28 protein-coding genes are annotated in these 24,443 nt (G+C 59.5%); 12 read left to right on the top strand and 16 right to left on the bottom strand.

What is annotated here, in order from left to right; translation table 11 throughout:
• The first annotated feature begins 108 nt into the window (after positions 1–108).
• The gene (gene pbpG / locus V5E99_RS09945) at positions 109–1,047 is read left to right on the top strand and encodes a D-alanyl-D-alanine endopeptidase (protein ID WP_499802310.1); all 939 of its coding nucleotides are present in this window, start codon (positions 109–111) and stop codon (positions 1,045–1,047) included.
• 59 nt (positions 1,048–1,106) lie between these two features.
• On the opposite strand, the gene V5E99_RS09940 is transcribed toward pbpG, so the two are convergent.
• The 3 genes from V5E99_RS09940 to V5E99_RS09930 all read right to left on the bottom strand — a co-directional run bounded on the left by V5E99_RS09940 (position 1,107) and on the right by V5E99_RS09930 (position 2,368).
• The gene (locus V5E99_RS09940) at positions 1,107–1,322 is read right to left on the bottom strand and encodes a hypothetical protein (protein WP_499802309.1); all 216 of its coding nucleotides are present in this window, start codon (positions 1,320–1,322) and stop codon (positions 1,107–1,109) included.
• A 17-nt stretch (positions 1,323–1,339) separates the two neighbouring features.
• Positions 1,340–1,546, bottom strand: a complete 207-nt coding sequence (locus tag V5E99_RS09935; protein WP_499802308.1) for a DUF6021 family protein — start codon at positions 1,544–1,546, stop codon at positions 1,340–1,342.
• 102 nt (positions 1,547–1,648) lie between these two features.
• Complete coding sequence (locus V5E99_RS09930) at positions 1,649–2,368, bottom strand: cysteine peptidase family C39 domain-containing protein (RefSeq protein WP_499802307.1); 720 nt, start codon at positions 2,366–2,368, stop codon at positions 1,649–1,651.
• Between the two features lie 167 nt (positions 2,369–2,535).
• Between V5E99_RS09930 and V5E99_RS09925 the strand changes: the two genes are divergently transcribed.
• Positions 2,536–2,706 (top strand): hypothetical protein, encoded by a 171-nt coding sequence (locus V5E99_RS09925; protein WP_499802306.1) that lies wholly within the window; start codon positions 2,536–2,538, stop codon positions 2,704–2,706.
• A gap of 78 nt (positions 2,707–2,784) precedes the next feature.
• Here V5E99_RS09925 and V5E99_RS09920 read toward each other — a convergent pair whose 3' ends face one another.
• Both V5E99_RS09920 and V5E99_RS09915 read right to left on the bottom strand, forming a co-directional pair.
• Entirely contained in the window at positions 2,785–3,534 is a 750-nt protein-coding gene (locus V5E99_RS09920; protein ID WP_499802305.1) for a TerC family protein, read from the bottom strand.
• A 28-nt stretch (positions 3,535–3,562) separates the two neighbouring features.
• The gene (locus V5E99_RS09915) at positions 3,563–3,805 is read right to left on the bottom strand and encodes a hypothetical protein (RefSeq protein ID WP_499802304.1); all 243 of its coding nucleotides are present in this window, start codon (positions 3,803–3,805) and stop codon (positions 3,563–3,565) included.
• Positions 3,806–4,088: 283 nt separating this feature from the next.
• Between V5E99_RS09915 and nhaR the strand changes: the two genes are divergently transcribed.
• Positions 4,089–4,988: a transcriptional activator NhaR gene (nhaR, locus tag V5E99_RS09910; RefSeq protein ID WP_499802303.1), complete on the top strand. Its 900-nt coding sequence runs from the start codon at positions 4,089–4,091 to the stop codon at positions 4,986–4,988.
• Here the strand turns inward: nhaR and V5E99_RS09905 are convergent.
• Positions 4,975–6,135, bottom strand: a complete 1,161-nt coding sequence (locus V5E99_RS09905) for an MFS transporter (protein ID WP_499802302.1) — start codon at positions 6,133–6,135, stop codon at positions 4,975–4,977. The two genes, nhaR and V5E99_RS09905, sit on opposite strands and share 14 nt — an antisense overlap.
• Before the next feature lie 331 nt (positions 6,136–6,466).
• Here V5E99_RS09905 and sstT point away from each other — a divergent pair, with 331 nt between their 5' ends.
• Positions 6,467–7,699, top strand: coding sequence for a serine/threonine transporter SstT (gene sstT / locus V5E99_RS09900; protein ID WP_499802301.1), 1,233 nt, complete (start codon positions 6,467–6,469; stop codon positions 7,697–7,699).
• A 145-nt stretch (positions 7,700–7,844) separates the two neighbouring features.
• Here sstT and V5E99_RS09895 read toward each other — a convergent pair whose 3' ends face one another.
• Positions 7,845–8,354 (bottom strand): DUF1993 domain-containing protein, encoded by a 510-nt coding sequence (locus V5E99_RS09895; RefSeq protein ID WP_499802300.1) that lies wholly within the window; start codon positions 8,352–8,354, stop codon positions 7,845–7,847.
• A 140-nt stretch (positions 8,355–8,494) separates the two neighbouring features.
• Here V5E99_RS09895 and V5E99_RS09890 point away from each other — a divergent pair, with 140 nt between their 5' ends.
• Positions 8,495–9,142 carry a YceH family protein gene (locus tag V5E99_RS09890; protein ID WP_499802299.1) on the top strand — a complete coding sequence of 216 codons (648 nt, stop codon included), beginning with the start codon at positions 8,495–8,497 and terminating at the stop codon, positions 9,140–9,142.
• A 129-nt stretch (positions 9,143–9,271) separates the two neighbouring features.
• Here the strand turns inward: V5E99_RS09890 and V5E99_RS09885 are convergent, their stop codons facing one another.
• Both V5E99_RS09885 and V5E99_RS09880 read right to left on the bottom strand, forming a co-directional pair.
• Complete coding sequence (locus V5E99_RS09885; RefSeq protein WP_499802298.1) at positions 9,272–9,790, bottom strand: cupin domain-containing protein; 519 nt, start codon at positions 9,788–9,790, stop codon at positions 9,272–9,274.
• Between the two features lie 167 nt (positions 9,791–9,957).
• Positions 9,958–10,776: a shikimate 5-dehydrogenase gene (locus V5E99_RS09880; protein ID WP_499802297.1), complete on the bottom strand. Its 819-nt coding sequence runs from the start codon at positions 10,774–10,776 to the stop codon at positions 9,958–9,960.
• A gap of 247 nt (positions 10,777–11,023) precedes the next feature.
• Here V5E99_RS09880 and V5E99_RS09875 point away from each other — a divergent pair, with 247 nt between their 5' ends.
• The 3 genes from V5E99_RS09875 to V5E99_RS09865 all read left to right on the top strand — a co-directional run bounded on the left by V5E99_RS09875 (position 11,024) and on the right by V5E99_RS09865 (position 12,102).
• Positions 11,024–11,386, top strand: a complete 363-nt coding sequence (locus V5E99_RS09875; RefSeq protein WP_499802296.1) for a hypothetical protein — start codon at positions 11,024–11,026, stop codon at positions 11,384–11,386.
• A 236-nt stretch (positions 11,387–11,622) separates the two neighbouring features.
• On the top strand, positions 11,623–11,817 hold the full coding sequence (locus V5E99_RS09870) for a hypothetical protein (RefSeq protein ID WP_123409983.1): 195 nt from the start codon (positions 11,623–11,625) through the stop codon (positions 11,815–11,817).
• A gap of 102 nt (positions 11,818–11,919) precedes the next feature.
• Complete coding sequence (locus V5E99_RS09865; protein ID WP_123513747.1) at positions 11,920–12,102, top strand: hypothetical protein; 183 nt, start codon at positions 11,920–11,922, stop codon at positions 12,100–12,102.
• Here the strand turns inward: V5E99_RS09865 and V5E99_RS09860 are convergent.
• Positions 12,099–13,160 carry an AI-2E family transporter gene (locus tag V5E99_RS09860; RefSeq protein WP_499802295.1) on the bottom strand — a complete coding sequence of 354 codons (1,062 nt, stop codon included), beginning with the start codon at positions 13,158–13,160 and terminating at the stop codon, positions 12,099–12,101. The two genes, V5E99_RS09865 and V5E99_RS09860, sit on opposite strands and share 4 nt — an antisense overlap.
• Before the next feature lie 161 nt (positions 13,161–13,321).
• On the opposite strand from V5E99_RS09860, the gene trhP reads away from it, so the two are divergent.
• Entirely contained in the window at positions 13,322–14,644 is a 1,323-nt protein-coding gene (gene trhP, locus V5E99_RS09855) for a prephenate-dependent tRNA uridine(34) hydroxylase TrhP (protein ID WP_499802294.1), read from the top strand.
• A 71-nt stretch (positions 14,645–14,715) separates the two neighbouring features.
• Here the strand turns inward: trhP and V5E99_RS09850 are convergent, their stop codons facing one another.
• Positions 14,716–15,594, bottom strand: a complete 879-nt coding sequence (locus V5E99_RS09850; RefSeq protein WP_499802426.1) for a LysR family transcriptional regulator — start codon at positions 15,592–15,594, stop codon at positions 14,716–14,718.
• 167 nt (positions 15,595–15,761) lie between these two features.
• On the opposite strand from V5E99_RS09850, the gene ampC reads away from it, so the two are divergent.
• Both ampC and V5E99_RS09840 read left to right on the top strand, forming a co-directional pair.
• Positions 15,762–16,913, top strand: a complete 1,152-nt coding sequence (gene ampC / locus V5E99_RS09845) for a class C beta-lactamase (protein WP_499802293.1) — start codon at positions 15,762–15,764, stop codon at positions 16,911–16,913.
• A 297-nt stretch (positions 16,914–17,210) separates the two neighbouring features.
• Positions 17,211–18,005, top strand: coding sequence for an SDR family NAD(P)-dependent oxidoreductase (locus tag V5E99_RS09840; RefSeq protein WP_499802292.1), 795 nt, complete (start codon positions 17,211–17,213; stop codon positions 18,003–18,005).
• 127 nt (positions 18,006–18,132) lie between these two features.
• On the opposite strand, the gene V5E99_RS09835 is transcribed toward V5E99_RS09840, so the two are convergent.
• Positions 18,133–18,696: a DUF4174 domain-containing protein gene (locus tag V5E99_RS09835; RefSeq protein ID WP_499802291.1), complete on the bottom strand. Its 564-nt coding sequence runs from the start codon at positions 18,694–18,696 to the stop codon at positions 18,133–18,135.
• A 227-nt stretch (positions 18,697–18,923) separates the two neighbouring features.
• Between V5E99_RS09835 and V5E99_RS09830 the strand changes: the two genes are divergently transcribed.
• Positions 18,924–19,391, top strand: coding sequence for a GNAT family N-acetyltransferase (locus V5E99_RS09830; RefSeq protein WP_499802290.1), 468 nt, complete (start codon positions 18,924–18,926; stop codon positions 19,389–19,391).
• A gap of 28 nt (positions 19,392–19,419) precedes the next feature.
• Here the strand turns inward: V5E99_RS09830 and V5E99_RS09825 are convergent, their stop codons facing one another.
• The 4 genes from V5E99_RS09825 to V5E99_RS09810 form a co-directional block, all read right to left on the bottom strand.
• Positions 19,420–21,648, bottom strand: coding sequence for an ATP-binding protein (locus tag V5E99_RS09825; RefSeq protein ID WP_499802289.1), 2,229 nt, complete (start codon positions 21,646–21,648; stop codon positions 19,420–19,422).
• On the bottom strand, positions 21,645–22,244 hold the full coding sequence (locus tag V5E99_RS09820) for a biliverdin-producing heme oxygenase (RefSeq protein WP_499802288.1): 600 nt from the start codon (positions 22,242–22,244) through the stop codon (positions 21,645–21,647). Before V5E99_RS09820 ends, V5E99_RS09825 begins: the two co-directional genes overlap by 4 nt.
• A 249-nt stretch (positions 22,245–22,493) precedes the next feature.
• Entirely contained in the window at positions 22,494–23,279 is a 786-nt protein-coding gene (locus V5E99_RS09815) for a sulfite exporter TauE/SafE family protein (protein WP_499802287.1), read from the bottom strand.
• A gap of 227 nt (positions 23,280–23,506) precedes the next feature.
• Positions 23,507–24,244: a hypothetical protein gene (locus V5E99_RS09810; RefSeq protein WP_499802286.1), complete on the bottom strand. Its 738-nt coding sequence runs from the start codon at positions 24,242–24,244 to the stop codon at positions 23,507–23,509.
• Between the last annotated feature and the right edge of the window lie 199 nt (positions 24,245–24,443).

Below are 24,443 nucleotides of genomic sequence, written 5' to 3'. Positions count from 1 at the left end.
TCGTCAAACAGGCGCCTAGCGCTATCGTGGCTCATACTCCTAAAATGCGTCGTTTTTAAGAAACAGCCCGTTACAAAACGGCATATCCACCCTTATGAGTTCGCCCGCGTGAAAATCCGTCTTTCCATCCTGAGTCTATTTTTTGCATTTACAGGGACTGTTATCACGCCAATGACCCACGCCGCGGAAACCACCGCGGCACCCCGTGACGCCTCAACATTGAAGATCGCTTCCGGCAGCGCTTTGCTGATGGATCTGCAGACCAACAAAGTCATTTATTCGAGTAACCCGGACGTGGTCGTGCCGATCGCCTCCGTGAGCAAACTGATGACTGGCCTGGTAGTAGTTGAAGCCCACCAAAACATGGAGGAGTACATCAACGTCGACATCAGCCACACGCCGGAAATGAAAGGCGTGTTCTCTCGGGTCAAGCTCAATAGCGAGCTGCCGCGCAAGAAGATGTTGCTGATCGCACTGATGTCCTCGGAAAACCGCGCCGCCGCGACCCTCGCCCATCACTACCCTGGCGGCTACGTCGCGTTCATCGCGGCCATGAACGCCAAGGCCAAGGCTTTGGGCATGAGCAACACCCACTTCGTCGAACCCACCGGCCTGTCCCCGCGCAACGTCTCGACGGCGCGCGACCTGAGCAAATTGCTGGTCGCTGCGCACAAGTACCCGCTGCTGACCGAGTTGACCACCACCAAGGAAACCACGGTTGCGTTCCGTAAACCCAACTACACCTTGGGTTTCCACAACACCGATCACCTGGTGAACAAAGCCAACTGGGACATCAAAATCACCAAGACCGGCTTCACCAACGAGGCTGGTCACTGCCTGGTCCTGGTGACCAGCATGGGCAATCGCCCGGTAGCCTTGGTGATCCTCGATGCGTTTGGCAAATACACGCACTTTGCCGATGCCACCCGGATTCGCAGCTGGGTCGAAACCGGCCGCAGCAACGATGCGCCGTCCGTGGCTTTGCAGTACAAAGCCGCGAAAAACCTCAAACATCGTCAGACCGGCGTGGTTGAAGCCTCGAAATAGGCAAGTGACAGGCAAAACAAAGCCCCGATTATTCGGGGCTTTTTCATTGCGCAGAGGGATTAATCGTTGGGCAACGGCATCTGGTCGTCATCAGGAATGCCATCCCCGGCACTCGGGTCTTTCCAGCCCTGGGGATGTTCGGTTGGCACCACCATCGGGCGTGCCAACGGGTCCCTGAGCGGGCTGTCGGGGTCCATCACCGGATCAATGTCGTCTTCGGGGGTTGTCGGGACGCTGTCCGGACCTTTGTCGTCAAAACTCGAATCGGTAGACATAAACACCTCACTGCACGTCAGGGTTTGAGATCGGCCAGCGGATCGTAGGGCCTGGCTGGCTTACTTTGATCCTCGCCAGGTTTGATGTCCCTGGGCGCCTTCGCGGGGCCGACGGGATCAACCTGTGGATCGGCAAGGTCCGGCGAATCGGGATCAAAATCCAGTTCATGACCGGACGAATGTTCAGATGAGTGAGGGCCGCTTGAGTTTGTGGGCTGTGCCATAGACGCCTCCTTGGGGTCTGGCCCGGGAACATCCGGGCCTTATACCTGAGAGGCCAAGGGCACGCGACGGTGCCCTGAAGGTGACGAACGGAGTGACTCGCGCTATTGAGCCTTCAATGCCTTGGCCGCCCGCGCTGCCGCCTGCTCCTGACCAGCCTGCCCCAGATCGCTCGCGGCTTTCAGCCAGCGCTGCTCATCGACCTTGGCGGGAATCTGGTTCGGCTTCTGAATCAGCACCGCCCAGCCACCGGCATTCTTGAAGGAGGACTCAAAGGAACTGAAGCTCATCAGCAACCGGCGGTTCATCCCGGCACGCAACAGCACCGTCTGCTTCTGACGGTTGTACCCGGAAAGGATGGCGTACCGCGGCCCGGCCCAGAAGGCCGAACCTTCAGTGAAACGCACCATCACCGGATAACCGGCGGCGACTTGAGTCAACAGCGCCGGCAGATTGTCGTCCAGCGGGTAGACCACCATGCCGTACTCACGAGCCACGTTCTGCATGTTCTGCTGCAACTGCGCCTCGGCGCCCGGCAAATGCAGGGGTTTTTCGAGCAGTCCAGGGGTAATCATCACACCTTGCTGAGCCAGCATGCTGGCCAGCACTTGTGGCCCACTTTGGTTGGCGTCGCCTCGATAAAACGTACCGCTGAGCTCAACACGCTCCGGCAGACGCTTGACCTCCGGCGACACACTACCGGCGCAGCCCGCAAGGCCAGCCACACACCCCACTACCAGCAGCATTCGAGAAAATACCCGCACCATCATCACTCTCTTGTTCAGACGCCAGGCAATCGTGCCCCCGGCTTGGCTGTCGATCATAGGATGCCGCGCGGCGGCGGTATAGCCTTAACCCTCAGTACTTTGCATTCGATAGAGCGAACCGGTTGGTGACAGGCGACCTTTGGTCAATAGCCTGAAACACACCAGCGACTAGACTGTCACTTGCATAGCGTGTGTGCCCGCTGCAGGGCAAAGAGGAGGCACCGATGAGCCTGACAATGACAATCGTGATGCTGGTTTTCGGCTGGCTTGCCGTGGCCGCTGCCATGTTGTGGGGCGTGCTGCGGATCAGCCGCCGGCACCATCACCACTCGGTGCAATCGGCCCCCGTCGCGAAAACCGATCAATCGACGAACCGCCCCGCCACCGCCCATTGACCGGGGCTTTTGCGCCGCCAAACGAAAACGGCCGCCTGGACTCTTTCGAGCGCAGGCGGCCGTTTGTTTTAGCGCCGGTTAAGCTTCAGCAGCCAGTCGCTTCTGCTTGGCCCGCCGGGACATCATGTTCAAGCCCTCGATCGTCGCCGAGAACGCCATGGCCGCGTAGACGTAGCCTTTCGGTACGTGGGCGCCGAAGCCTTCGGCGATCAGCGTCATGCCGATCATGATCAAGAAGCCCAAGGCCAGCATCACCACCGTCGGGTTGTCGTTGATGAACTTGGCCAACGGGTCAGCGGCCAGCAACATCACCAGCACCGACACCACCACCGCAATGATCATGATCGGCAAATGCTCGGTCATGCCGACAGCAGTGATGATGCTGTCGATGGAAAACACCATGTCGAGCATCAGGATCTGACCAATCGCGGCGGCAAACCCCAGCGTCACAGTCGAGGTCGACGACTTCGGGTCTTCCGGCGCCGGGTCCATGCTGTGATGGATCTCGGTAGTCGCCTTCCACAACAGGAACAGGCCACCGGCGATCAGGATGATGTCCTTCCAGGAGAACGTCTGACCAAGGATATCGATCACAGGCTCGGTCAACTGGACGATAAACGCGATGGTGCTCAACAGCGCCAGTCGCAGGATCAACGCCATGCCGATACCGATACGACGCGCTTTCTGCCGGTGCTGCATCGGCAATTTGTTGGTCAGGATCGAGATAAAGATCAGGTTATCGATGCCGAGCACGATTTCCATCACCACCAGCGTCGCCAGGGCAACCCAGGCGGCGGGGCTTGCAGCAAGTTCTAAAAGGTATTCCATGGGTCAGTCCTGACTCGTTTAAGACGGTTTAGATTTCCTGGGACGACGATTCGGTTTTTTCCGAGTCTTTGTCCGATGGTTCTTTCTTGCTGATCAGCCCGCCGGTGGCATCGCTGATCGCTTGTTCGGCGGCTTTATGGGTGTCGTCGATCGCCTGTTTGGCGGTTTCAGCGGCTTTGCCCATCAGTTGCTGGGCACTCTTTTCGGCCTGGTCGCAACCGGCCAGTACCAGTAAAGACGTGATTAGCAGCGCGGTAGCGGTAAGTTTCATGGAGCTTTCCTCGATAGCACGGACAGGCGCTAAACAGCGCCCCGTCGATAGCGAGGCATTCTAGGGAGGCAAACACTTCAGGAAAATTCGTATTTTTAGCAGCTATACTTCGGTTTTAACGATTCCAGGCCGAAAAGCCATCGATGACGTTACCCCCGTAGGAGCTGTCGAGTGCAACGAGGCTGCGATCTTTTGATGTTGAACCTCAAAAACTACGTCAAAAGATCGCAGCCTCGTTGCACTCGACAGCTCCTACGGGTGATTTGAACAGGGGTTCACCAATTTGCTGAATTATCGACAGCTGCATTACTTCTGGGTCGTGGCCAAAACCGGCAGCATCGTGCGCGCCTGTGAGCAACTGAACCTGACGCCGCAAACCATCAGCGGGCAGATTTCCTTGCTCGAACAAACCTACGGCATCGAATTGTTTCGCCGGGTCGGGCGCAATCTGGAACTCACCGAAGCCGGGCGTCAGACCCTGCCCTACGCCGAGCAGATGTTCCAACTCGGCGGCGAACTGGAGCTGATGCTTCGCGCCCAGCCCAATGAGCAACAGATACTGTTTCGAGTCGGCGTGGCGGACGTGGTGCCCAAATCCATCGTCTATCGATTGATCGCGCCGACCATGGAATTGAGCGAGCCGCTGCGCATCACCTGCCGTGAGGACAAACTGGAACGGTTGCTCGCCGACCTGGCGATCCAGCGCCTGGACCTGGTGATCTCCGACAGCCCGATGCCGTCGAACCTCGACATCAAGGGCTATAGCCAGAAACTCGGTGAATGCGGGATCAGCTTCTTTGCGACCCAGAAACTGGCCGCGCTGCATGGTCAGGACTTCCCCCGCAACCTGCACGGCGCGCCGCTGCTGATTCCCGGGCCGGAAACCGTGGTGCGCAGTCGCTTGCAACGCTGGTTTGCCGAGCAACAGATTCAGCCGCGCATCGTCGGAGAATTCGACGACAGCGCACTGATGCAGGCCTTCGGCCAATCCGGCAGCGGGATTTTTATCGGCCCGAGCGTGATTGCCGACGAGGTGAAACGCCAATACGGCGTGGAGGTGATTGGCCAGACCGACGCGGTCACCGAGTCGTTCTACGCCATTTCAGTGGAACGCAAGGTCAAGCACCCCGGCATCGTTGCGATTACCGAAGGTGCCCGACGCGAGCTATTTACTGAACTGTGAGAGGTTCACGGGGCGTCATGGTCATCAGCGCCATGGCCAACAGGATCGACGCGAGGATAAACGCCGCCGCCGCGAAACCCAGGCCGCCCAGGCCAACGGCGTTGATCACCCGACCGCCAACCATCGCGCCCAGGCCGATCCCGAGGTTGGCCCCGGCGATGTTCAGCGACGCGGCGAAGGCCGGCGCTTGCGGCGCAGCCTTCATCAAGCGCACATGGCTGACCAGGAACAGCGCGGCCTGGGTGACGCCCCAGATGCCCATCGCTGCCGCCAGACCCAGCGGTGACTGAATGTTCGGCACCAGCGCAATCAGACCGGCAATCAAAAACGCGCAGAACATCATCGACGCAATCAGCGGATGACGATCCACCGCTCGGCCACCCCACCAGTTGCCGATCAACCCAACCGCACCGAAGCCCATCAGGCACCAGCCCACCAGCGCGCCGTCGAAACCGGCCAGGCGCTCAAGAATGTCCGCCAGGTAGGTATAGGCGGTGAACATGCCGGTAAAGACCAGGATCGACAGCACCACATGCCCGATCATCAACGGGTTGCGCAGGATCTTGAACTGCGAACGAAAGCTCACCTGGTTCTTATGCAGCAGGGTGCCCGGCAAGTAGAGATACAGCAGCAACGCCTTGGCCAACGCGATCACCGCCAGGATGCCGAACGCGCTCCGCCAGCCGAATGCATCGGAAATCAGCGTACCGACCGGAATACCAAACACCATGGCGCAGACAATCCCGAAGCCGATCTTGGAAATGGCCCGCCCCGCATGATCCGGCCCGACGATGTCCACCGCCGTCTCGCTGGCCAGAGCCCAGAACACCGGTAACCCCAACGCAGGGATCAACCGGGCGAAGGCCATCACCCAGATGTTCGGCGCAAACGCGGCGATGGTGTTGGCCACGCCGAACATGATCAGAATCGAGATAAACAGTTTGCGACGCTCAAATCGAGCGAAGTACGCGGTCAGGAACGGGCCGAATGCGGCCACGGTGAACGCGAACAACGTCACCAGCAATCCCGCTTGGGGAATGGTGACGTCCAGGTCGCGGGCGATCGCCGGCAACAGGCCGACGATGATGAATTCCGTGGTCAGCACCGTGAAACCGGCGGCCGACAACAGAAGAATGGGGAAAAGCATGCGCAACTCCAGAAAAACGACGACGACAGCGACAGCCCGAGGGCCCGCTGGCGGAATTTGAAAATGAGGATGGCGAATCTTAACAGAGTGTTTCAGATGCGGCTTGCACGAACCTGCATATCGCGTTGAACACCCGGTGGCAGATCGTCACAGGTCTGAAGGATCGGGACGACCCTGTGATAAAGTCCGCGACCTGCGATTTATACACCCTGCTCATCGGCCAGTTTTCTGGCATTGATGCCGCACTACCCTTTGGTTCCCCCATGTGGCCTGCCCTGCTTATTGCCGCGTGACTCGGAACCCTGTACCCAAAAAAATCAGAGATACCGTTATGAGCGCTTCATCACCGTCCCTGTTGCACCGCTTGAAACGCACCAGCCTGGTCACGCAAATCGTCATTGGCCTGATCGCTGGCATCGCCCTGGCGTTATTCGCACCTGAAGTGGCGAAGTCCACGGCGTTCATCGGCAAAATCTTTGTCTCGGCGCTTAAAGCCGTCGCGCCGATTCTGGTGTTTGTGCTGGTGATGGCTTCGATCGCCAACCACAAGCACGGTCAGGAAACCCACATTCGGCCGATTCTGTTTCTTTATTTGCTGGGCACGTTTGCCGCCGCCGTGGTCGCGGTGGTGGCCAGCACGTTGTTCCCGTCGAACCTGGTATTGGCAACGCACGACGTCGCGGTGACCGCGCCGGGCGGCATCGGTGAAGTGTTGCAAAGCCTGTTGCTGAGCGTGGTCGATAACCCGGTCAGCGCACTGATGAACGCCAATTTCATCGGCATTCTGGCGTGGGCGATCGGCATGGGCATCGCCATTCGCCATGCCGGCGACACGACCCGCGAGGTGCTCGGTGATCTGTCCAACGGCGTGACTTTGATCGTGCGCCTGGTGATCCGTTTCGCGCCGCTGGGGATTTTCGGACTGGTGGCGTCGACCCTGGCCACCTCGGGCTTCGGGGCCTTGATCGGTTATGCGCATCTGCTGGCGGTGCTGCTGGGCTGCATGCTGTTCGTGGCGCTGGTGATGAACCCGGTCATCGTGTTCTGGAAACTGCGACGCAATCCGTATCCGCTGGTGCTGATGTGCCTGCGCGAAAGCGGCATTACCGCGTTTTTCACCCGCAGTTCGGCGGCGAACATTCCGGTCAATCTGGAATTGAGCAAGCGCCTGGGCCTGCATGAAGACACGTACTCGGTATCGATCCCGCTCGGCGCGACCATCAACATGGCCGGCGCCGCGATCACCATCACCGTGTTGACCCTGGCCGCCGTGCATACCCTGGGGATTGCCGTGGACATTCCCACGGCGATTTTGCTCAGCGTCGTCGCGGCGATTTGTGCCTGCGGCGCTTCGGGCGTGGCGGGCGGGTCGTTGCTGCTGATTCCGCTGGCGTGCAGCCTGTTCGGCATTCCGAGTGAAATCGCCATGCAGGTGGTCGCGGTGGGCTTCATTATTGGTGTGTTGCAGGATTCGGCGGAGACGGCGTTGAATTCGTCCACCGATGTGTTGTTCACGGCGGCAGCGTGCCTCGGTGAAGACGAGAAAGCTCAGCGTCTGGCTTAAGATCAAAAGATCGCAGCCTTCGGCAGCTCCTACATGGTGTACATCAATCCAATGTAGGAGCTGCCGAAGGCTGCGATCTTTTGATTCACCGACAAAAAAGCCCGCCAAGGCATAAACCTTGGCGGGCTTTTTACATCCGGGCGGTTTAGAACGCGCCCATGTAATCGCGCTTGCCCACTTCCACACCGTTGTGACGCAGCAATGCGTAAGTGGTGGTGACGTGGAAGAAGAACTGCGGCAGGCCGTAGCTCAGCAGGTAAGCCTGGCCGGTGAAGCGCTTCTCTTTCGGCGTGCCTGGACGGGTGATGATCTCGATCCCTTCCTTGCCATCGATCTGCTCAGGCTTGATCTCGCCGATGAACGCCAGAACCTTGGCGATCAGTGCTTGCAGCTCGGCGAAGGTGGTTTCGGTGTCGTCGTACTTCGGCACTTCGATCTCGGCCAGACGCGAAGAAACGCCTTTGGCGAAATCAACGGCGATCTGCACCTGACGCACCAGCGGGAACATGTCCGGGTACAGACGGGCTTGCAGGAAAGCGTTCGGGTCGATGTTCTTGGCGGTGGCGTGGGCTTCGGCCTTGTTCAGGACATCGCTCAGGGCATTGAGCATTTGTTTGAAAACCGGGACGGAAGCGGCGTACAGGGAAATAGTCATGGCAGTCTCGTGTTGTGGCGGGGTTGAAACATGGGGGCGATTATAGCCATGCCCGAGCGCCCTGCGGCTTGTCTTTTATCCAGCAAGGATTACGCTAGGCGGCTTCGACTGCACGCTTCGACAGCAAAGGGAAAAGCGCGATGACCACTGAGCAAGAGACCACCTTCGACGAGCCGCGCCTCAACAGCTCGGAAATCCGCATCCTGGGTTCGTTGATCGAGAAACAGGCCACCAGCCCGGAAACCTACCCGCTGACCCTCAATGCGCTGGTGATTGCCTGCAACCAGAAAACCAGCCGTGAACCGGTGATGAACCTGACCCAGGGCCAGGTCGGTCAGAGCCTGCGTGCCCTGGAAGGTCGCGGGTTTGCCAAATTGGTCATGGGCAGCCGGGCCGATCGCTGGGAGCACAAGGTCGACAAGGCCCTGGAACTGGTGCCGGCCCAGGTGATTTTGACCGGGTTGTTGTTTCTGCGCGGTCCGCAAACGGTCAATGAACTGCTGACCCGCAGCGGTCGCATGCATGAATTCGAAGATGCCGAGCAGGTGGTGCATCAGCTGGAGCGTTTGATCGCCCGGGGTTTGGCGCTGCTGATTCCGCGTCAGGCAGGTCAGCGTGAAGACCGTTACATGCACGCACTGGGTGACCCGGCGGACATCGAAACGATCCTCGCCGCCCGACAGAATCCGGCAGAACGTGGCGTTGGCAGCGGCGTATCCGTGGAGCGGATCGAAGAGCTCGAAGCGCGGATTGCGGCGCTGGAAGAACGCTTGGCACGCCTCGAATAACCCGACAACATCAATCCCTGTGGGAGCGGGCTTGCCCGCGAAGGCGTCGTGTCAGTCGATGCACATGTTGCCTGACACACCGCTTTCGCGAGCAAGCCCGCTCCCACAGGGGTTTGGTGCTGATTCGGATTACTCGCCATCCCAGTAATCCACGCCATCACCCGGCCGGGCGATCGCGACAAATCCTGAGGTGTTGCCTTGGGCGTCGACTTTGAAATCATCCATCACCGCGTATTTCCCCGAGTCCGGGTATTCGCAAATTTCCGGTGATTGCTGCGTGCTGACCGCCAGGTAACGCAGTTCAGCCTGGCTGGTGTTGATGATCTGATGCGCCGCCTCAGGCCCTCCCGGCGGGCAGGCGATCACGTCGCCAGCGCGAATCGGGAAGCGCTCGGCGCCGAGGCGAACCTCCCCTTCCCCGGCCACCACGTAAAACATTTCCTCATTGACCCGATGACTATGGAACGGACTGCCGCGCATCCCCGGTTCCAGCGCATACAAACGATAACCGAGCTTCTGTGCCCCCAACTGCTGGCCGATGCGGGCCATGCGTTGCTGGTAGCGGCCAGCGGTTTCGCCAGTCGCGGCCACCGACTCAGGCAAGGGCAACAGTTCGGCCTGATCCAGATTGAGAATGGGCGGATGCATGGGAACCTCGATCACGGTGTTGTTGCGGGATGCACATCTTCGTTTGCCGGTGGCCAGTATAGAACCGGCACTACGCGAAAAGATCGCAGCCTTCGGCAGCTCCTACAGGGTTATGCAGTCCATGTAGGAGCTGCCGAAGGCTGCGATCTTTTGCTCTTCAGCCGTTATCAGCTACGGGCAAACGCCACCGCGTTCTGAAACTGCTCATCCGTCGGCCGCACGCCGGTGTAAAGCACGAACTGCTCCAGCGCCTGGATCGCAATCACTTCCAGCCCGGTAATCACGCGCTTACCTTCAGCGCGTCCCTGCAAGATCAACGGTGTTTCCGAGGGGATCGCCACCACATCGAAGACAGTCTCGGCGGCGGCAACGGTTTCAGCGTCAAACGCCAGGTGATCGGCTTCCGGCCCGCCGGTCATGCCGATGGGCGTGACGTTGATCAGCATCTGCGGGCGCCGAGCTCCCAGTTCTACCTGCCACTCATAACCCAACGACTCGGCCAGGGCTCGCCCGGCACGTTCGTTGCGGGCCACGATCAAGCCGTTTTCGTACCCGCCGTCGCGCAAGGCACTGGCCACGGCTTTGGCCATGCCGCCGCTACCGCGCAGGGCAAAGGTCGAATCCTTGGGCACTTGATGGGTTTCCAGCAACTGGGCGATGGCAATGTAATCGGTGTTGTAGGCCTTGAGGTGGCCGTTGGTATTGACGATGGTATTGATCGATTGAATGGCGGCGGCGGACGCGTCCAGCTCATCCACCAGGGCAATGCAGGCTTCCTTGAACGGCATCGACACGCCGCAGCCGCGAATGCCCAGCGCCCGAATGCCACCGACCGCACCGGTCAGGTCCCGGCTGCTGAACGCCTTATAGTAAAAATTCAGCCCAAGCTGTTCGTACAGATGATTGTGAAATCGCAGGCCAAAGTTCCCGGGGCGTCCTGACAGGGACATGCACAGCTGGGTGTCTTTGTTGGGGTTCATCTGCATGAAACATCTCCTTCCAATTGCACTTTCAGATAGACGGGATTAGCCATACCATCGTGTTCTGTTCGATCATAGAGGCCTGTCTGCCGCGGCTTTGCAGGACTCGTAAAGAAGCCGGTACAGACCTTACACAAAATTTACCTAACGACTGTGCAGTTTTTCGAAAAAGCGCTGTCTTAGAAGTATCCCCGCGACAATCCTTGGGTCTATTGCAGATTCAAGCGCCGGGTCGAAGAACCGAGGAATTATCATGATCCGTAAAATCCCCACAGTTGCCTTGCTGATCGGTGCACTTGCTATCGCAGGGCAGGCAGAAGCGCATGGTGGTGGTAACTATTGGCAGGGTCCCGCGATATTCGGCGCGCTCGTCGGCTCCGCCATTGTCGGTTCGGCCATTATCGAGAGCAATCGCCCGGTCTATGCCGCTCCCGCGCCGGTTTACGTTCAGCAGCAGCCGGTCTATGTGCAACAACCGCCGCCACCGGTTTATTACCAACCCGCGCCGGTTTACGTGCAACAACCGGTCTACTACCGCCCGGCGCCGGTTTACTACGGTCCGCCACGCGGTTACTACGGCCCTCCCCATGGTTACTATGGTGGCCCACGCTGGTAACGGATTCATCAGGCCCCGCCTTAACAGCGGGGCCTTTTTTATGCCCGTCAGTCGGGCGAGGTCTGAATAAATCTCGCCAAGGTCGCTGTCGGGACAGTGCCGACAGGTAAATTTGGCAAGATTGACTGGGCCGCCCTTCCCTCGCTTTGGGGGAAACGGTCATATTTATGTCATGTCAGGTCCGCAAGCTTGGATCTGTCCGTAAACAACAGGTTGATAAAAACAAGGACGACCTCATGCCCACGCAAAACCCGCATCGCAATGTCGGCTTGTGTACCTCAAGCAAGGTGTACAACGCCCTGACCGAACTCAAGCACCTGGAAGGCCACCGCAGCGCCAAATTTCTCTCGCTGCTGGCGGAAAACCTGGTGCGCAAGGGCCTGCTCAACGAGCAGGAAGTGGTTCATATGCTCGATCTGGTCGTGGATTGAACGCCACACTCAGTGGCGTCAATGTCGACTATCGAGAACGTTGATTATCCGTTGAACCGTATGGTCCGTAAGGTAGCCCCCATAGATTGATTGGAGGTACTTATGTCCCAGGTTCAGATCATGTCCGTCATCGGTAGCGCCGTTCCCGCATCGCTCAGAGAGCTAGGATTGCTCGCCTGTTGGTACCTGATGCGCGACGGCGAACCGATCAGCGGTCCGCTCACCTCGCTTCCCGCCGCCCAAGCCTTGTCACAACGCATCGGCACCGGATTGCTCAGCGCCTAAGGCAACTGAACCCGTGGCTTGGTTTCGACAAAGATCGCCCAGCTCGACATAAACAGCGCGGCGATCAACGGCCCGATCACAAACCCGTTCAGACCGAAAACGGCCATGCCGCCCAACGTCGAGATCAGGATCAGGTAATCGGGCATCCGGGTGTCTTTGCCCACCAGGATCGGCCGCAGCACGTTGTCCACCAGGCCAATTACAAACACCCCGAACAACCCCAGCACCACGCCCTGCCAGATCGCGCCGCTGAGCAAGAAGTACACCGCCACCGGCGCCCAGACAATCCCCGCCCCCACCGCTGGCAACAGCGACAGAAACGCCATCAACACCGCCCAGAGCAACGCGCTCGGGATATCCAGAAACCAGAAAATCAAACCACCCAACGCGCCCTGCGTAATCGCTACCAGCAGGTTGCCTTTGACGGTGGCCCGCACCACGCGGTTGAACTTGAGCTGCAAACGGCGTTTCTGGTGTTCCTGCAACGGCACGGCGGTGCGCACTTTACGCGCCAGTTCGGCACCATCACGCAGAAAGAAAAACAGCAGGTACAACATGATGAAAAAACTGACGATGAACTCAAACGTGCCCTGACCAAACGTGACCACCTGCGCCGCCACAAATTGACTGCCCTGCATCGCACCCTTGACCACTTTATCCTGCAAGCCCTTCAACTCGCCGACACCGAACCGATCGAGCAAATGCTGGAAGTACGGCGGCAAGCCGTGTTTGAACTGCGACACATACGCCGCGATGTCCAGTTCGCCGCTTTCGATGCGGTTGTACAGCGATGCCCCTTCCTGAACCAGCAAGATGCTGAGGATGATCACCGGCAAAATCGCAATCAACAGGCACACACCCAAGGTGCACAGCGACGTCAGGTTGCGCGGCCAGCCGAACTTCAATTGCAGGCGCCGCTGCATCGGCGCGAAAACGATGCCGAGGATAACGGCCCAGAACACCGCACCGTAAAACGGCAGCAAGATCCAGATAAAAGCCAGGGTGACCGCCACCAGCAAGGCCAGCAGCGATCTGTTTTGCAGCGTCGTTTCTTTCATGTCCGATCCATGTCAGTGCAAGGGACGCAGGCGCGCGTCTGATGCTTAGTCCGCCACGGGTCGCGCGAGTGCCATCCGTTTGTTCATCAAGCATAGATCCAGATCAATAAACCCCATGGGCAAGCCCTTTATCCTCGGCGGCTTTTGCGATCGATACCGCCATGACCCTTGCGACACCCGAGCTGCTCGCCCCCGCCGGCACCCTGAAAAACATGCGTTATGCCTTCGCCTACGGCGCCGATGCGGTGTACGCGGGGCAGCCGCGCTACAGCTTGCGGGTGCGCAATAACGAATTCGATCACGCCAACCTGGCCGTCGGCATCCAGGAAGCCCAGGCCCAGGGCAAGCGTTTCTACGTGGTGGTGAACATTGCGCCGCACAACGCCAAGCTCAAAACCTTCCTCAAAGACCTCGAACCGGTGATCGCCATGGCGCCGGACGCGCTGATCATGTCCGACCCGGGCCTGATCATGCTGGTGCGCCGACACTTCCCGCAGATGCCGATTCACCTGTCGGTGCAAGCCAACACGGTGAACTGGGCAAGTGTCGAGTTCTGGCAGCTACAGGGCTTGAGCCGGATCATCCTGTCCCGGGAGCTGTCCCTGGAAGAAATCGGCGAAATCCGCCAGCAAGTGCCGGCCATGGAACTGGAGGTATTCGTCCACGGCGCGCTGTGCATGGCCTACTCCGGCCGCTGCCTGCTGTCGGGCTACATGAACAAGCGCGACGCCAACCAGGGCAGTTGCACCAACGCCTGCCGCTGGAAGTACTCGGCACAGGAGGCCACGGAAAATCAGCTCGGCGAAATTGTTCAGCAATTCCAGCCGGAACCGACTTTAGGCATCGGCGCGCCGACCGATCAGGTGTTCCTGTTGCAGGAAGCCAATCGCCCGGACGAGTTGATGCCGGCCTTCGAGGACGAACACGGCACCTACATCATGAACGCCAAGGACCTGCGCGCCGTGCAACACGTCGAACGCCTGACCCAAATGGGCGTGCACTCGCTAAAGATCGAAGGCCGGACCAAATCGCACTTCTATTGCGCCCGGACCACCCAGGTTTATCGCCAGGCGATCGACGATGCGGTGGCCGGTCGAGCCTTCGACCGCAACCTGATGAGCGATCTGGAATCCCTGGCCCAACGCGGTTACACCGAAGGTTTCCTGCGTCGACATGTGCATGATGAGTATCAGAACTACCAGAACGGCAGTTCGGTGTCGGAGCGTCAGCAGTTTGTCGGGGAGTTGACTGGCGAACGGCGCGACAGGCTGGCCGAAGTGAAGGTGAAGAACCGCTTTAGTCTGGGCGATCATATGGAACTGATGACACCCAAGGGCAACTTCCACTTTGACTTGCACCAGTTACAGAACGCCAAAGGTCAGCCAATTGAAGTCGCACCTGGGGACGGGCACACGGTGTACCTGCCGATCCCGGATGCGGTGGATTTGCGGTTCGGGTTGTTGATGCGCGATATCCGCGCATAGCCCCGTAGGAGCTGCCGAAGGCTGCGATCCTTTGATCTTGCTTTTAAAAAGATCGCAGCCTTCGGTAGCTCCTACGGTTGATCATTGGTGGCGTGCAGTAACCATTGTTTGAACGCTGCCATCGCCGACGTTTGCGGACGTGATTGCAGTCGGGTCAGCCAATAACTGCCGGTGGTGATGTGAATCGCGAACGGTTGCTCAATGGCACCCGCCGCCAGTTGCCGGGCGAACATCAGCGGCGGCGCCAACGCCACGCCCGCGCCTTGCAGCGCCGCTTCCATCATCGCCAGCGACGAGTCGAAGACGATGCTTTGCGGCGGCGCGGCATGGGTTGAAAGGCCTGACGCCTGAAACCAGTCCGGCCATTCATCGGTGCGATAAGAGCGCAACAGGGTTTGCTTCAATAGATCCGCTGGCTCATTGAGTTGCCGGGCGATCTCGGGAACGCACAACACCGACAGCGGCGCCTCGATCAGCCGCAGCGCTTCAATCCCGTGCCACGCCCCCGCGCCAAAGCGAATGGCGTAATCCAGACCTTCGGCGGCCACATCCACCCGATTGTTGTTGGTCGACAGGCGCAAATCTATGAACGGATGTTTCGCCTGAAAGTCCGCCAGACGCGGCAACAACCATCCCACGGCAAACGTCCCGACGGCGCCCACCGTCAGCACTTCGCGGTAATGACCACCCTCAAGTCGCTCCAGGGTTTCGGCGATCCGGTCGAAGGATTCACGCAGCACCGGCAACAGGGTTTCGCCCTCGCTGGTCAGCATCAGCCCACGTGGCAGGCGTTTGAACAGCGTTACGTTAAGCTGAGCCTCAAGGCTTTTGACTTGATGGCTCACCGCCGCTTGGGTGACGCACAGCTCCACCGCCGCCCTCGTGAAGCTCAAATGCCTGGCGGAGGCTTCGAATGCGCGCAGTGCATTCAACGGTAATTGAGGCCGGATCATGGCCACTCCCAAATTTTTCTAATGGCTCGTGCGAATTATCATCGGTTGTCGATCAGCGGCAGACTGCCTAAATTTGCCTCGCCATTCACCGGCCGATGGCGGGCAGTCTACCGCTTGGCAGAACCCTTTCGCACGGAACAGAAACAATGACGGATAGAAACAACATGACCAGACTGTCTATTTTTGCGGCTTGCGTGGCACTTCTCGGCGCAGGCCCGTGCCTGGCTCTGGGTCAGACGGACCCGCAGATTAAAAGCGTGGTGGACGCCGCCATCCGCCCGATGATGCAAGCCCAGAACGTTCCGGGCATGGCGGTGGCGGTGACCGTCAACGGTAAACCGCATTACTTTAACTACGGCATCGCCAACAAAGAAAACGCCCAAGCGGTCACGGAAAACACCCTGTTCGAAATCGGCTCGGTGAGCAAAACCTTCACCGCCACCCTCGGCGCCTACGCCCACGCGACGGGCAAATTGTCCTTCACCGACAAGGCCAGCCGGGTCTTGCCGGCGTTGCATGGCAGTGCGTTCGATAACGTCAGCGTGTTGCAACTGGGTACTTACACGGCGGGCGGTCTGCCGTTGCAGTTCCCTGATGCGTCAGATCACGCCGATAAAATGCTCACCTACTTCCAACAGTGGAAACCGGTATATGCCGCTGGCACCCATCGGCAATATTCGAACCCCAGCATTGGCTTGTTCGGTTACCTGGCCGCCCAAAGCCTGGGCGCGCCGTTTGACGAAGTGATGGAAAAAACCCTGCTGCCCAAACTCGGGTTGCAGCACACCTACCTCAACGTGCCGCAGGACCAAATGGGGCTGTACGCTCAGGGTTACGACAAGGAAGACAAGCCTGTGCGCGTCGGGCCGGGGGCGCTGGACGCTCAAGCCTACGGCGTGAAAACCAGTGCGGCGGACATGATTCGGTTTGTTCAGGCGAACCTGAAACCGGCGTCACTGGACAAGACCTTGCAGCAAGCCATCGCCACCACTCACACCGGCTACTACACGGTGGGCGACATGAACCAGGGCTTGGGTTGGGAACGCTACGCCTACCCTGTAACGCTGGAAAAATTATTGGCCGGCAACTCGACGCCAATGGCGATGCAAGCGCATAAAGTCCAATGGCTGAACCCGCCGCAGCCTGAGCCGGCCAGCGTGTTGATCAACAAAACCGGCTCAACCGGCGGCTTCGGGTCCTACGTCGCGTTCGTGCCGGCCAAAGACATCGGCATCGTGATCCTGGCCAACAAAAACTACCCGATTGCGGAACGGATCAAAGCCGCACATCAAATCTTGAACGCACTGGCCAAGTAGTCCGAAGCGCAAACCCTGTGGGAGCGGGTTTGCTCGCGAAAGCGGCGTGCCAGGCAACATAAATGACAACTGACACACCGTCTTCGCGAGCAAGTCCGCTCCCACAGGGGTTGTACGTTGACCCGCCCCTTTTTCCGCTCCAGGCAGGCCGGCGCACTGATGGCCATCGCCGGGCAAGCACCTGCCTTGATGAATGTTGTGGCGAGAATTGGCCACAAACTAAAAATCGGCGATCGCTTGAACTAGGCTAAGCGCCACGCAGTCATCCCTCTTACCTCCCTTCAAGAGCGATCCCCCATGAACATCGACCTGTCCCGCAAAATCGCCCTCGTCACCGGTTCCACCCAAGGCATCGGTTTCGCCATCGCCAAAGGCCTGGCCCTGTCCGGCGCAGACGTGGTAATCAACGGCCGCAAGCAGGACGCCGTAGACGCGGCGGTCACTCAACTCCAGCACCTGCTGCCCTCCGCCAGCGTGCGCGGGATCGCGGCCGATGTCGGCACCGCCGAGGGCTGCAAGGCGATGGTCGCGGCCCTGCCTCGGGTGGATATTCTGGTCAATAACGTGGGTATCTACGGCCCGCAGGATTTCTTCGAAACCGACGATGATGTCTGGGAGCGATTTTTTGAGGTGAACGTGATGTCCGGCGTGCGCCTGTCCCGTGCGTATCTGCAAGACATGGCGAAAAACGGCTGGGGTCGCGTGGTATTCATTTCGTCCGAGTCAGCGCTGAATATTCCGGCGGACATGATTCATTACGGTTTTACCAAGACCTCCAACCTGTCGATCTCTCGGGGCCTGGCCAAACGCATGGCCGGCACGGGGGTGACGGTGAATGCGATTCTGCCGGGACCTACGCTGTCTGAGGGGTTGCAAGACATGCTCAAGGATGAACAGCAAAAGTCCGGCGAAGCGATGGAGAAAGTCGCGGCGGACTTTGTCATGGCCAACCGTCCGAGCTCGATCATCCAGCGCGCGGCGAGCATGGAGGAAGTGGCGAATATGGTGGTCTACGTGGTGTCGCCCCAGGCATCGGCCACGACCGGTGCGGCACTGCGGGTCGATGGCGGCGTCGTGGACACCATCGCCTGACCTGATTCCCCCCTGTGGGAGCGGGCTTGCTCGCGAAAGCGTCGGCACATCCGACATCAATGTGACTGACACCCCCGCCTTCGCGAGCAAACCAAATCGGCTCACCATTACGCCCACAGGTTGTTAATCAGTCATCCGGCTGCTCGGCCGGTTTCGCAGGCTTGGCCGGTTTAGCCGGTTTGGTGCCCTTTGCGCCTTTGGTCGGGGCCGGTTCTGCGGCCACGGGTGGCGGGGTCGGTGCCGCGACTTCCTTCTCGGTGGCCGGCAGCGCGTCGATCGTGTCGAAGATCTTCTTCAAATCCACCGACTTGGAGTCGTCTCCCGAACTCTCAAGCTTCATCTCGCCGTCCTTGCCCACCAGGATGACCTTGGGCAATGCCCCGGCACCGAGTTTCAGTGAGCGAATCAGGGCCATGGTGTCCTGCTGGCCGAGGTCCTTGCCGTCGAGTTGGCCGAACATGTTCAACACGCTGTAGACCTTGATGTTGCGCTGGGCGATGCCTTGCTTGTTGGCGGGGTCTTCCAGGGACTTTTTCAGGCTGACCCAGACCGGGTCGACCGTACTGGGGGCAATCACGATCAGCGGCCGGGCCCTGCCCACATCCGCAGCCAGGGGTGAGTCGCTGTCGGCGGCGAACAAGGGACTGGCAAGTGCCAGGAGGGTTGTCAGGGTCAAAGACCTGATGAGCATGCGCATCTCCTTTTGATATCCACGCTCTAATGATTGCGCATCGCGGCGATCGTTCCGGGTGACGATCCACGAATATGTTTCGCTTAGCCCAAAGCTTAGGTCAGGGCCGGCATTGCGCAACAGACGGTGAAGGATTGTGAGCGCTATTTGATTACGCCAAAGCCCCGTTTTATGGTGGCACTCACTGCCCGCGAACGAATCGTGGGCCCCCGGAAACGGAGTTTCAATTGGCCATTCATCTCGATTACCTCTGCGATCACCCGGCCCTGATCGCGGAACTCGCCGAACTCAATTTCAACGAGTGGGGCCACTACAAGCCCGGCAATACCCTGGAGGCCCAAACCGAACGCATGCGCGCCAGTTGTGGCAGAGGTTCGGTGCCCACGGTGGTGGTTGCCATCGAGAACTCCCGGTTGCTCGGAGGCGCACTGTTGCTGGCCCACGATCTGGATTCACGCCCGCAACTGAGCCCTTGGCTGGCCGGGGTCTACGTCAAGACCGAACACCGTGGCCGGGGCATCGCCTCGCAACTGGTGACACGTATTGTTGAGGAAGCCGCGCAGGTCGGCGTGCCGGAGCTCTACTTGTGCACCCCCAATGCTCAAGCGCTGTACGCGAAGCTTGGCTGGGAAGAAGTTGAAGAGGTGGACGACAACGGGCGGGTGACGGTGATGAAGCGCAGGCTCACTCGCTAAGCAATGCCGAATGTTCACTGTGCGATCACTAAGCCACCGCCGGAATGGAAAAGGTAAACACGCTACCCACCCCCGGCTCGCTTTCGGCCCATAGCTCACCGCCGTGTGCCTGGACGATGCTGCGACAGATGTACAAACCCAGGCCACTGCCGTTGGGGTTGCCTTCGCGCACCGACCAATAGCGTTCGAAGATATGCGGCAAGTGCACGGCGTGAATGCCGCCACCATTGTCACGCACCGAGATCAGTACGTTGGCGCCCACACGGCTGGCGCTGAGGTCGATGCGCCCGCCGGCGGGGGTAAATTTGATGGCGTTGCCCAGCAGGTTCGACAACACCTGGAACAGTCGCTGTGGGTCGGCGTCGATGCTCAGGCCTTCGGCGCTGCTGCAATTGAGCTCAATCCCTTTGTGCTGCGTCAGGGTCACCAGCAACGCGCAGGCTTGTTCGAGCAACTCGACCACATCCAGCGGTTTGCAGTCGAGCGGGTAATGCCCGGCCTCCAGTTTCGACTTGTCGAGCAGATCGGCGATCAGCGTGTTCATCCGCGCGGTGGCTTCTTCCATGGTGCCCAGCGCGGCACTCATGCGCCCGGTGTTTTTGCCTTCGTCACGAGAGACCAGGCGCTGCATCATCCCGCATTGCATGATGATGATCGTCATCGGGTTGCGCAGGTCATGGGACACCACCGCCACCAGCTCATCGCGCACCCGCACCGCTTCATGCTCGCGGCGCACCTGGCGAGCCAGGTCATCCTCGATGGCCGCGCGGCGCAGTTGCAGCGCCGCAAAGGCATCGGCGGCGCTCCATACCCGCGCCCTGCCGTCCACCTGTTGCTCCCATACCTCAAAGGATTTGCGCGGTTGCAGCCGTTGGCTGGCGCCCTCCTTGATACTGAAATGTTCGTCCGGATTGCCGCTCCACTTCATGCTGGAGCGCAGTTGCTCGCCAAACCAGATCACGGCGTTGTCCACAGGTTTGGGCAGCACGAACGCCAGCAGTCCACTGGCGACATCGCCGTAAGTGGCGCTGACGCCGTGCAGGCTTTGCAGGTGGTCGGTCACCAGCAATTCGCCGCTGTCCAGGCACTGCTCGCGTACCCACAGGTACAACGCCCGCACTTGCTCCTCGGTCGGCCACTGGCCGATCAACTGCAAGCGATCCTCGATCAACACCGCCACGCCGCTGGCACCGGTCAGGCTCAGCAGTTGCAGCGGGTGATTGGCCAGACCGTCCAGCACATCGTTTTTCGACAGGCGCATGGCCGCCGTCAGTTCGTTGATCAGCAGGGACTTTTGCTCGCGGTCCGCCTGGTGGTCGCGGGTTTGCAGCGCGGTGATCTGCACACTGAGCAACTGGGCGATAGCGGCGCACATCGTGCGCACCGGGTGGCTGACCAACAGCGGCTCAGGATCGGCACAAGTGATCAAACCCCAGAGCTGTGTGTTTTCCAGCAGCGACAGACTCATGGAGGCGCGCACGCCCATATTGTCCAGATACTGGCAATGCACCGGCGAAACGCTGCGCAACATTGAATAACCGAGGTCCAGCGACTGTCCGTTATCGGGACGCAGCACCGGCAGGATGGGCACCGGCACATAACGCGCGTCGGGGATCACCCGAATCCAGTTCAGGCGATACAACTCCCGGGCCTGGGGCGGAATGTCCGAGGCGGGGAAACACTGGCCGAGGTAGCCGGGCAGATTGCCGCCCAGCGCTTCGCTGATGACTTGACCATGACCGGCCGGTTCGAAACGGTAAATCATCACGCGGTCGAACCCGGTCAGTTGGCGAATTTCTTCGACGCTGACGGTGTACAAGTCCTGCAACGTGGTGGCCGCCTGCATCCGGCGCAGAGCACGCAGCAGAATAAGGGTGTTGTCCTGGGCCGCCGCCCGCCAGGGTTCCAGTTCAAGAATAATCAGCGCGTCATGACGGCTGAGCGACCCGTTGAAACGCTGGCCGCCGATGTCCAGCAGCAGCGGATTGACGTCTTCCAGGTCAGCCGACAACAGCGCCTGACGGATTTGCTCGACCACTGTGGTGCCCGCCAGTGCCGCCAACGGTTGCTGCAACAGTGCCTCGACCGGATGACCCAGCATCGTCGCGCAGTTGCTGCTGATCTGGCCGATGATCAACTCGGGGGCATTCAAGGTCAGCAGCACGCCGTGAGGCTGGATCGACCCCGGAATCCGGATCGGCTCACTGGCGCACTGGGCCAGCGCGGCGTCGAGTTGCTCGGCATTGAGGCGAATCATTGCAACACCCCGCACTGCTCAAGCCAGTGCTCAAAAGCCTTGAACGTTGCCTCGGCCGCCACCACCGACTGCGCCCGTTCGACCGGGTCGCGCACCTCATACAGGCACGCCAGAAAACCGCGCCACATCAACATGGTCGACGTGCCGTACACCGCAAAAAAACGCCCGCCGCTGTGTTCATCAATCCCCAGGCGTGAGTACAAGCCGTTGCGCAGGGATTGCCCGCCCAGAGTCGCGCCCTCAAGGACATACAACACGCCCAGCACATCGGCGACAGAGCGAATCTGCAGGGTAAATCGGCACTGGGGAATCGCTGCAATTGCGCCCTCATCCAGGCCCAACGCGTACAGGTCGGCTTCCAGGGAAGGGGTTTTGCTGCGGATCAGCCAGTCCAGGTCAGGAATCGTCATCGCGATCTGGAACAGCAGGTTTTCCAGGGGCCGATAGAAACCGTAATAGGCTTCGATGAGCCGGGTGTAGAGCACTTGGTCAGCGGTAAAAAACGGGATGCGCTTTTCCAGCACCTGGTGCTGGTGGGTCGTGGCGATGCGCAGCTCGCTGAGAATCAGCGGCAGACTTTTCGGCGGGACAGTCACGAAAAGGTATCGAGGCAAGACTCGGTGGTGTGGAGTTGAAACTCAGCCTCATCGATTAACGCGTGCACAGGTCACCTCTTCCTTGCCGATCATGGAGTATGCCGACAGGTCATTCACGGATGAATGAGAGGATGGCCCGGCACCGTAGCACCTATGGGGTGCAAGAAGGGGTTTGTTTGCACATGACCACTGTTTGCGACGTGTCGCGAAGGGGCTTGCCCCAGTTGGACTGCACGGCAGTCCCTGGGATCAGAACGCGAGTTTGTAGCCGATCAACACCAGCATCGTCGCCAGGCACGGGCGCAGCAGTTCGTCGGAGATGCGCCCGGTCAGGTGGCTGCCCAGCCAGATCCCCGGCAGCGAACCGATCAGCAGGAAACCCAGCACATGCCAATCCATGTTGCCCATGCTCGCGTGACCGAGGCCGGCCACCAGGGTCAGGGGCACGGCGTGAGCGATTTCCGTGCCGACGAGACGGCGGGTCGGCAGCAGCGGATAGAGGATAAACAGCGCCACGGTGCCGAGGGCGCCGGCGCCGATGGAGGTCAGGGCGACCATGGTGCCGAGAATCAGCCCGGTGATGACAGTCAGCACGTTGAGGCGCGTACCGCTCGGGTTGTAGTTGCCACCGGCCCGTTTGTGGGCGAAATCGAGCAAACGCTTCTTGAAGAAAATCGCCAGGGCCGTGGCAAACAGCACGAAGCCCAAGGCTTGTTTGATGATGGCGTTCATGGCCTCGGGGGCGGTGTGCAGGCTGCTCAAGAACCACAGCGTCATGGCCACGGCCGGCACACTGCCGAGGGTCAGCCAACCGGTAATCGCCCAATCGATGTTCTGGTTCTTGCGATGCACCAACACGCCGCTGGATTTGGTAATGGCTGCGTAAAGCAAGTCCGTGCCCACGGCCGTGGCCGGGTTGACGCCAAACCACAGCAGGATCGGCGTCATCAGCGAACCGCCGCCCACACCCGTCATGCCGACGATAAAGCCCACCACCAAGCCTGCAACGACTAACCCGAAATTACCGAAATCCATTGACACGTCCACAGAAAACGCATGAAAAAACTGGCCCGCAGCATAGCGATTTTTCTTATAACCACTTATATCGATGCGGTCTATCGTTATACCGGTAATTGTCTGCTGAAACAGCGAAACCTCTGTAGGAGCTGCCGAAGGCTGCGATCTTTTGATCTTGATCTTAAAAAACAAGATCAAGAGATCGCAGCCTTCGGCAGCTCCTACGGGGGGATGTATCGCCGGTGTTATTGCACCGGCAGGAAATTCAGGAACAGCAGACTCTGGGCGTAGTTCAGGCCAATGCGCCGATAACGTTCGTCGAGCATTTGGGTCAACAGGTCCAGGCGCGCGACGATCTTGCCGAACTCCACGGCGAAGCTCAGGTTGCTGCCCTCTTCTGAAATTTCGTTGGAGAACAGCAACGGCTCGCCGTTCTTGTTTTGCCGCTGGCTGAGAATCCAGGTGGCTTTCTCGATGTTGCGCGCGGCGTTGCTGACGAAGACCGGGTTGATCGCATCGGTCATGTAGAACTCCAGCCGATTGCCGTGGGCGGTGACCAGCATGCTGCCGATGGCATAGATGAAAGCGCCGACCCGATCCCCAAGGAACTCCGGGCTCATGGCATAACTCAACGCCGCCAAATCCTTCTTGCCGCCCAGGGTCGGCAGCGGTTGTTGCATCTCGATGGCTTCGCGCACTTGCTTTTCAGCGCTGCGGGCATCCAGGAAGCCGGATTTTTTCAACTCCTGGGGATTGCGCAGGTACAGCTTGCTCATCAGCAAATAAAGGCTTTGGAGGTTGTCGTGCATCGCCAGCGTGGCCATGCGATCAACGCTGGTCTGGAGAAATTCCTGGGGTTTGCCTTCACGAAACTGACTGACGATGTCGCTGCCCTGTTGCTGGCTGCAACCACTGGCGAGGAGCAGCGACAGGCACGCCAACAAGCGAATGAGGGTGTTGCGGTGGGGTAACACTCGAACCATGGGTACCGGGGCTGACACATTCCTGTGCGGCGGGAGTCGCCGCAACCTGGCCATGGATAGAGCCGGTTAATCGGCAAAAGTGCGGTGCTGCCGGCATCGGACCGATCACCGGCATTTTTGCTTTTTCAATTTAGTATTACTTTATTCTGGAATAACACGAATAACAGACTATAAATCTTCACTGCATCGCAATTTAGTA

Source organism: Janthinobacterium sp. LPB2021202312-11-4, from assembly GCF_037049705.1.
Taxonomy (GTDB): Bacteria; Pseudomonadota; Gammaproteobacteria; order Pseudomonadales; family Pseudomonadaceae; genus Aquipseudomonas.
Note: the sequence above shows the minus strand (reverse complement) of the source record. Positions and strands in the feature narration are given on the sequence as shown.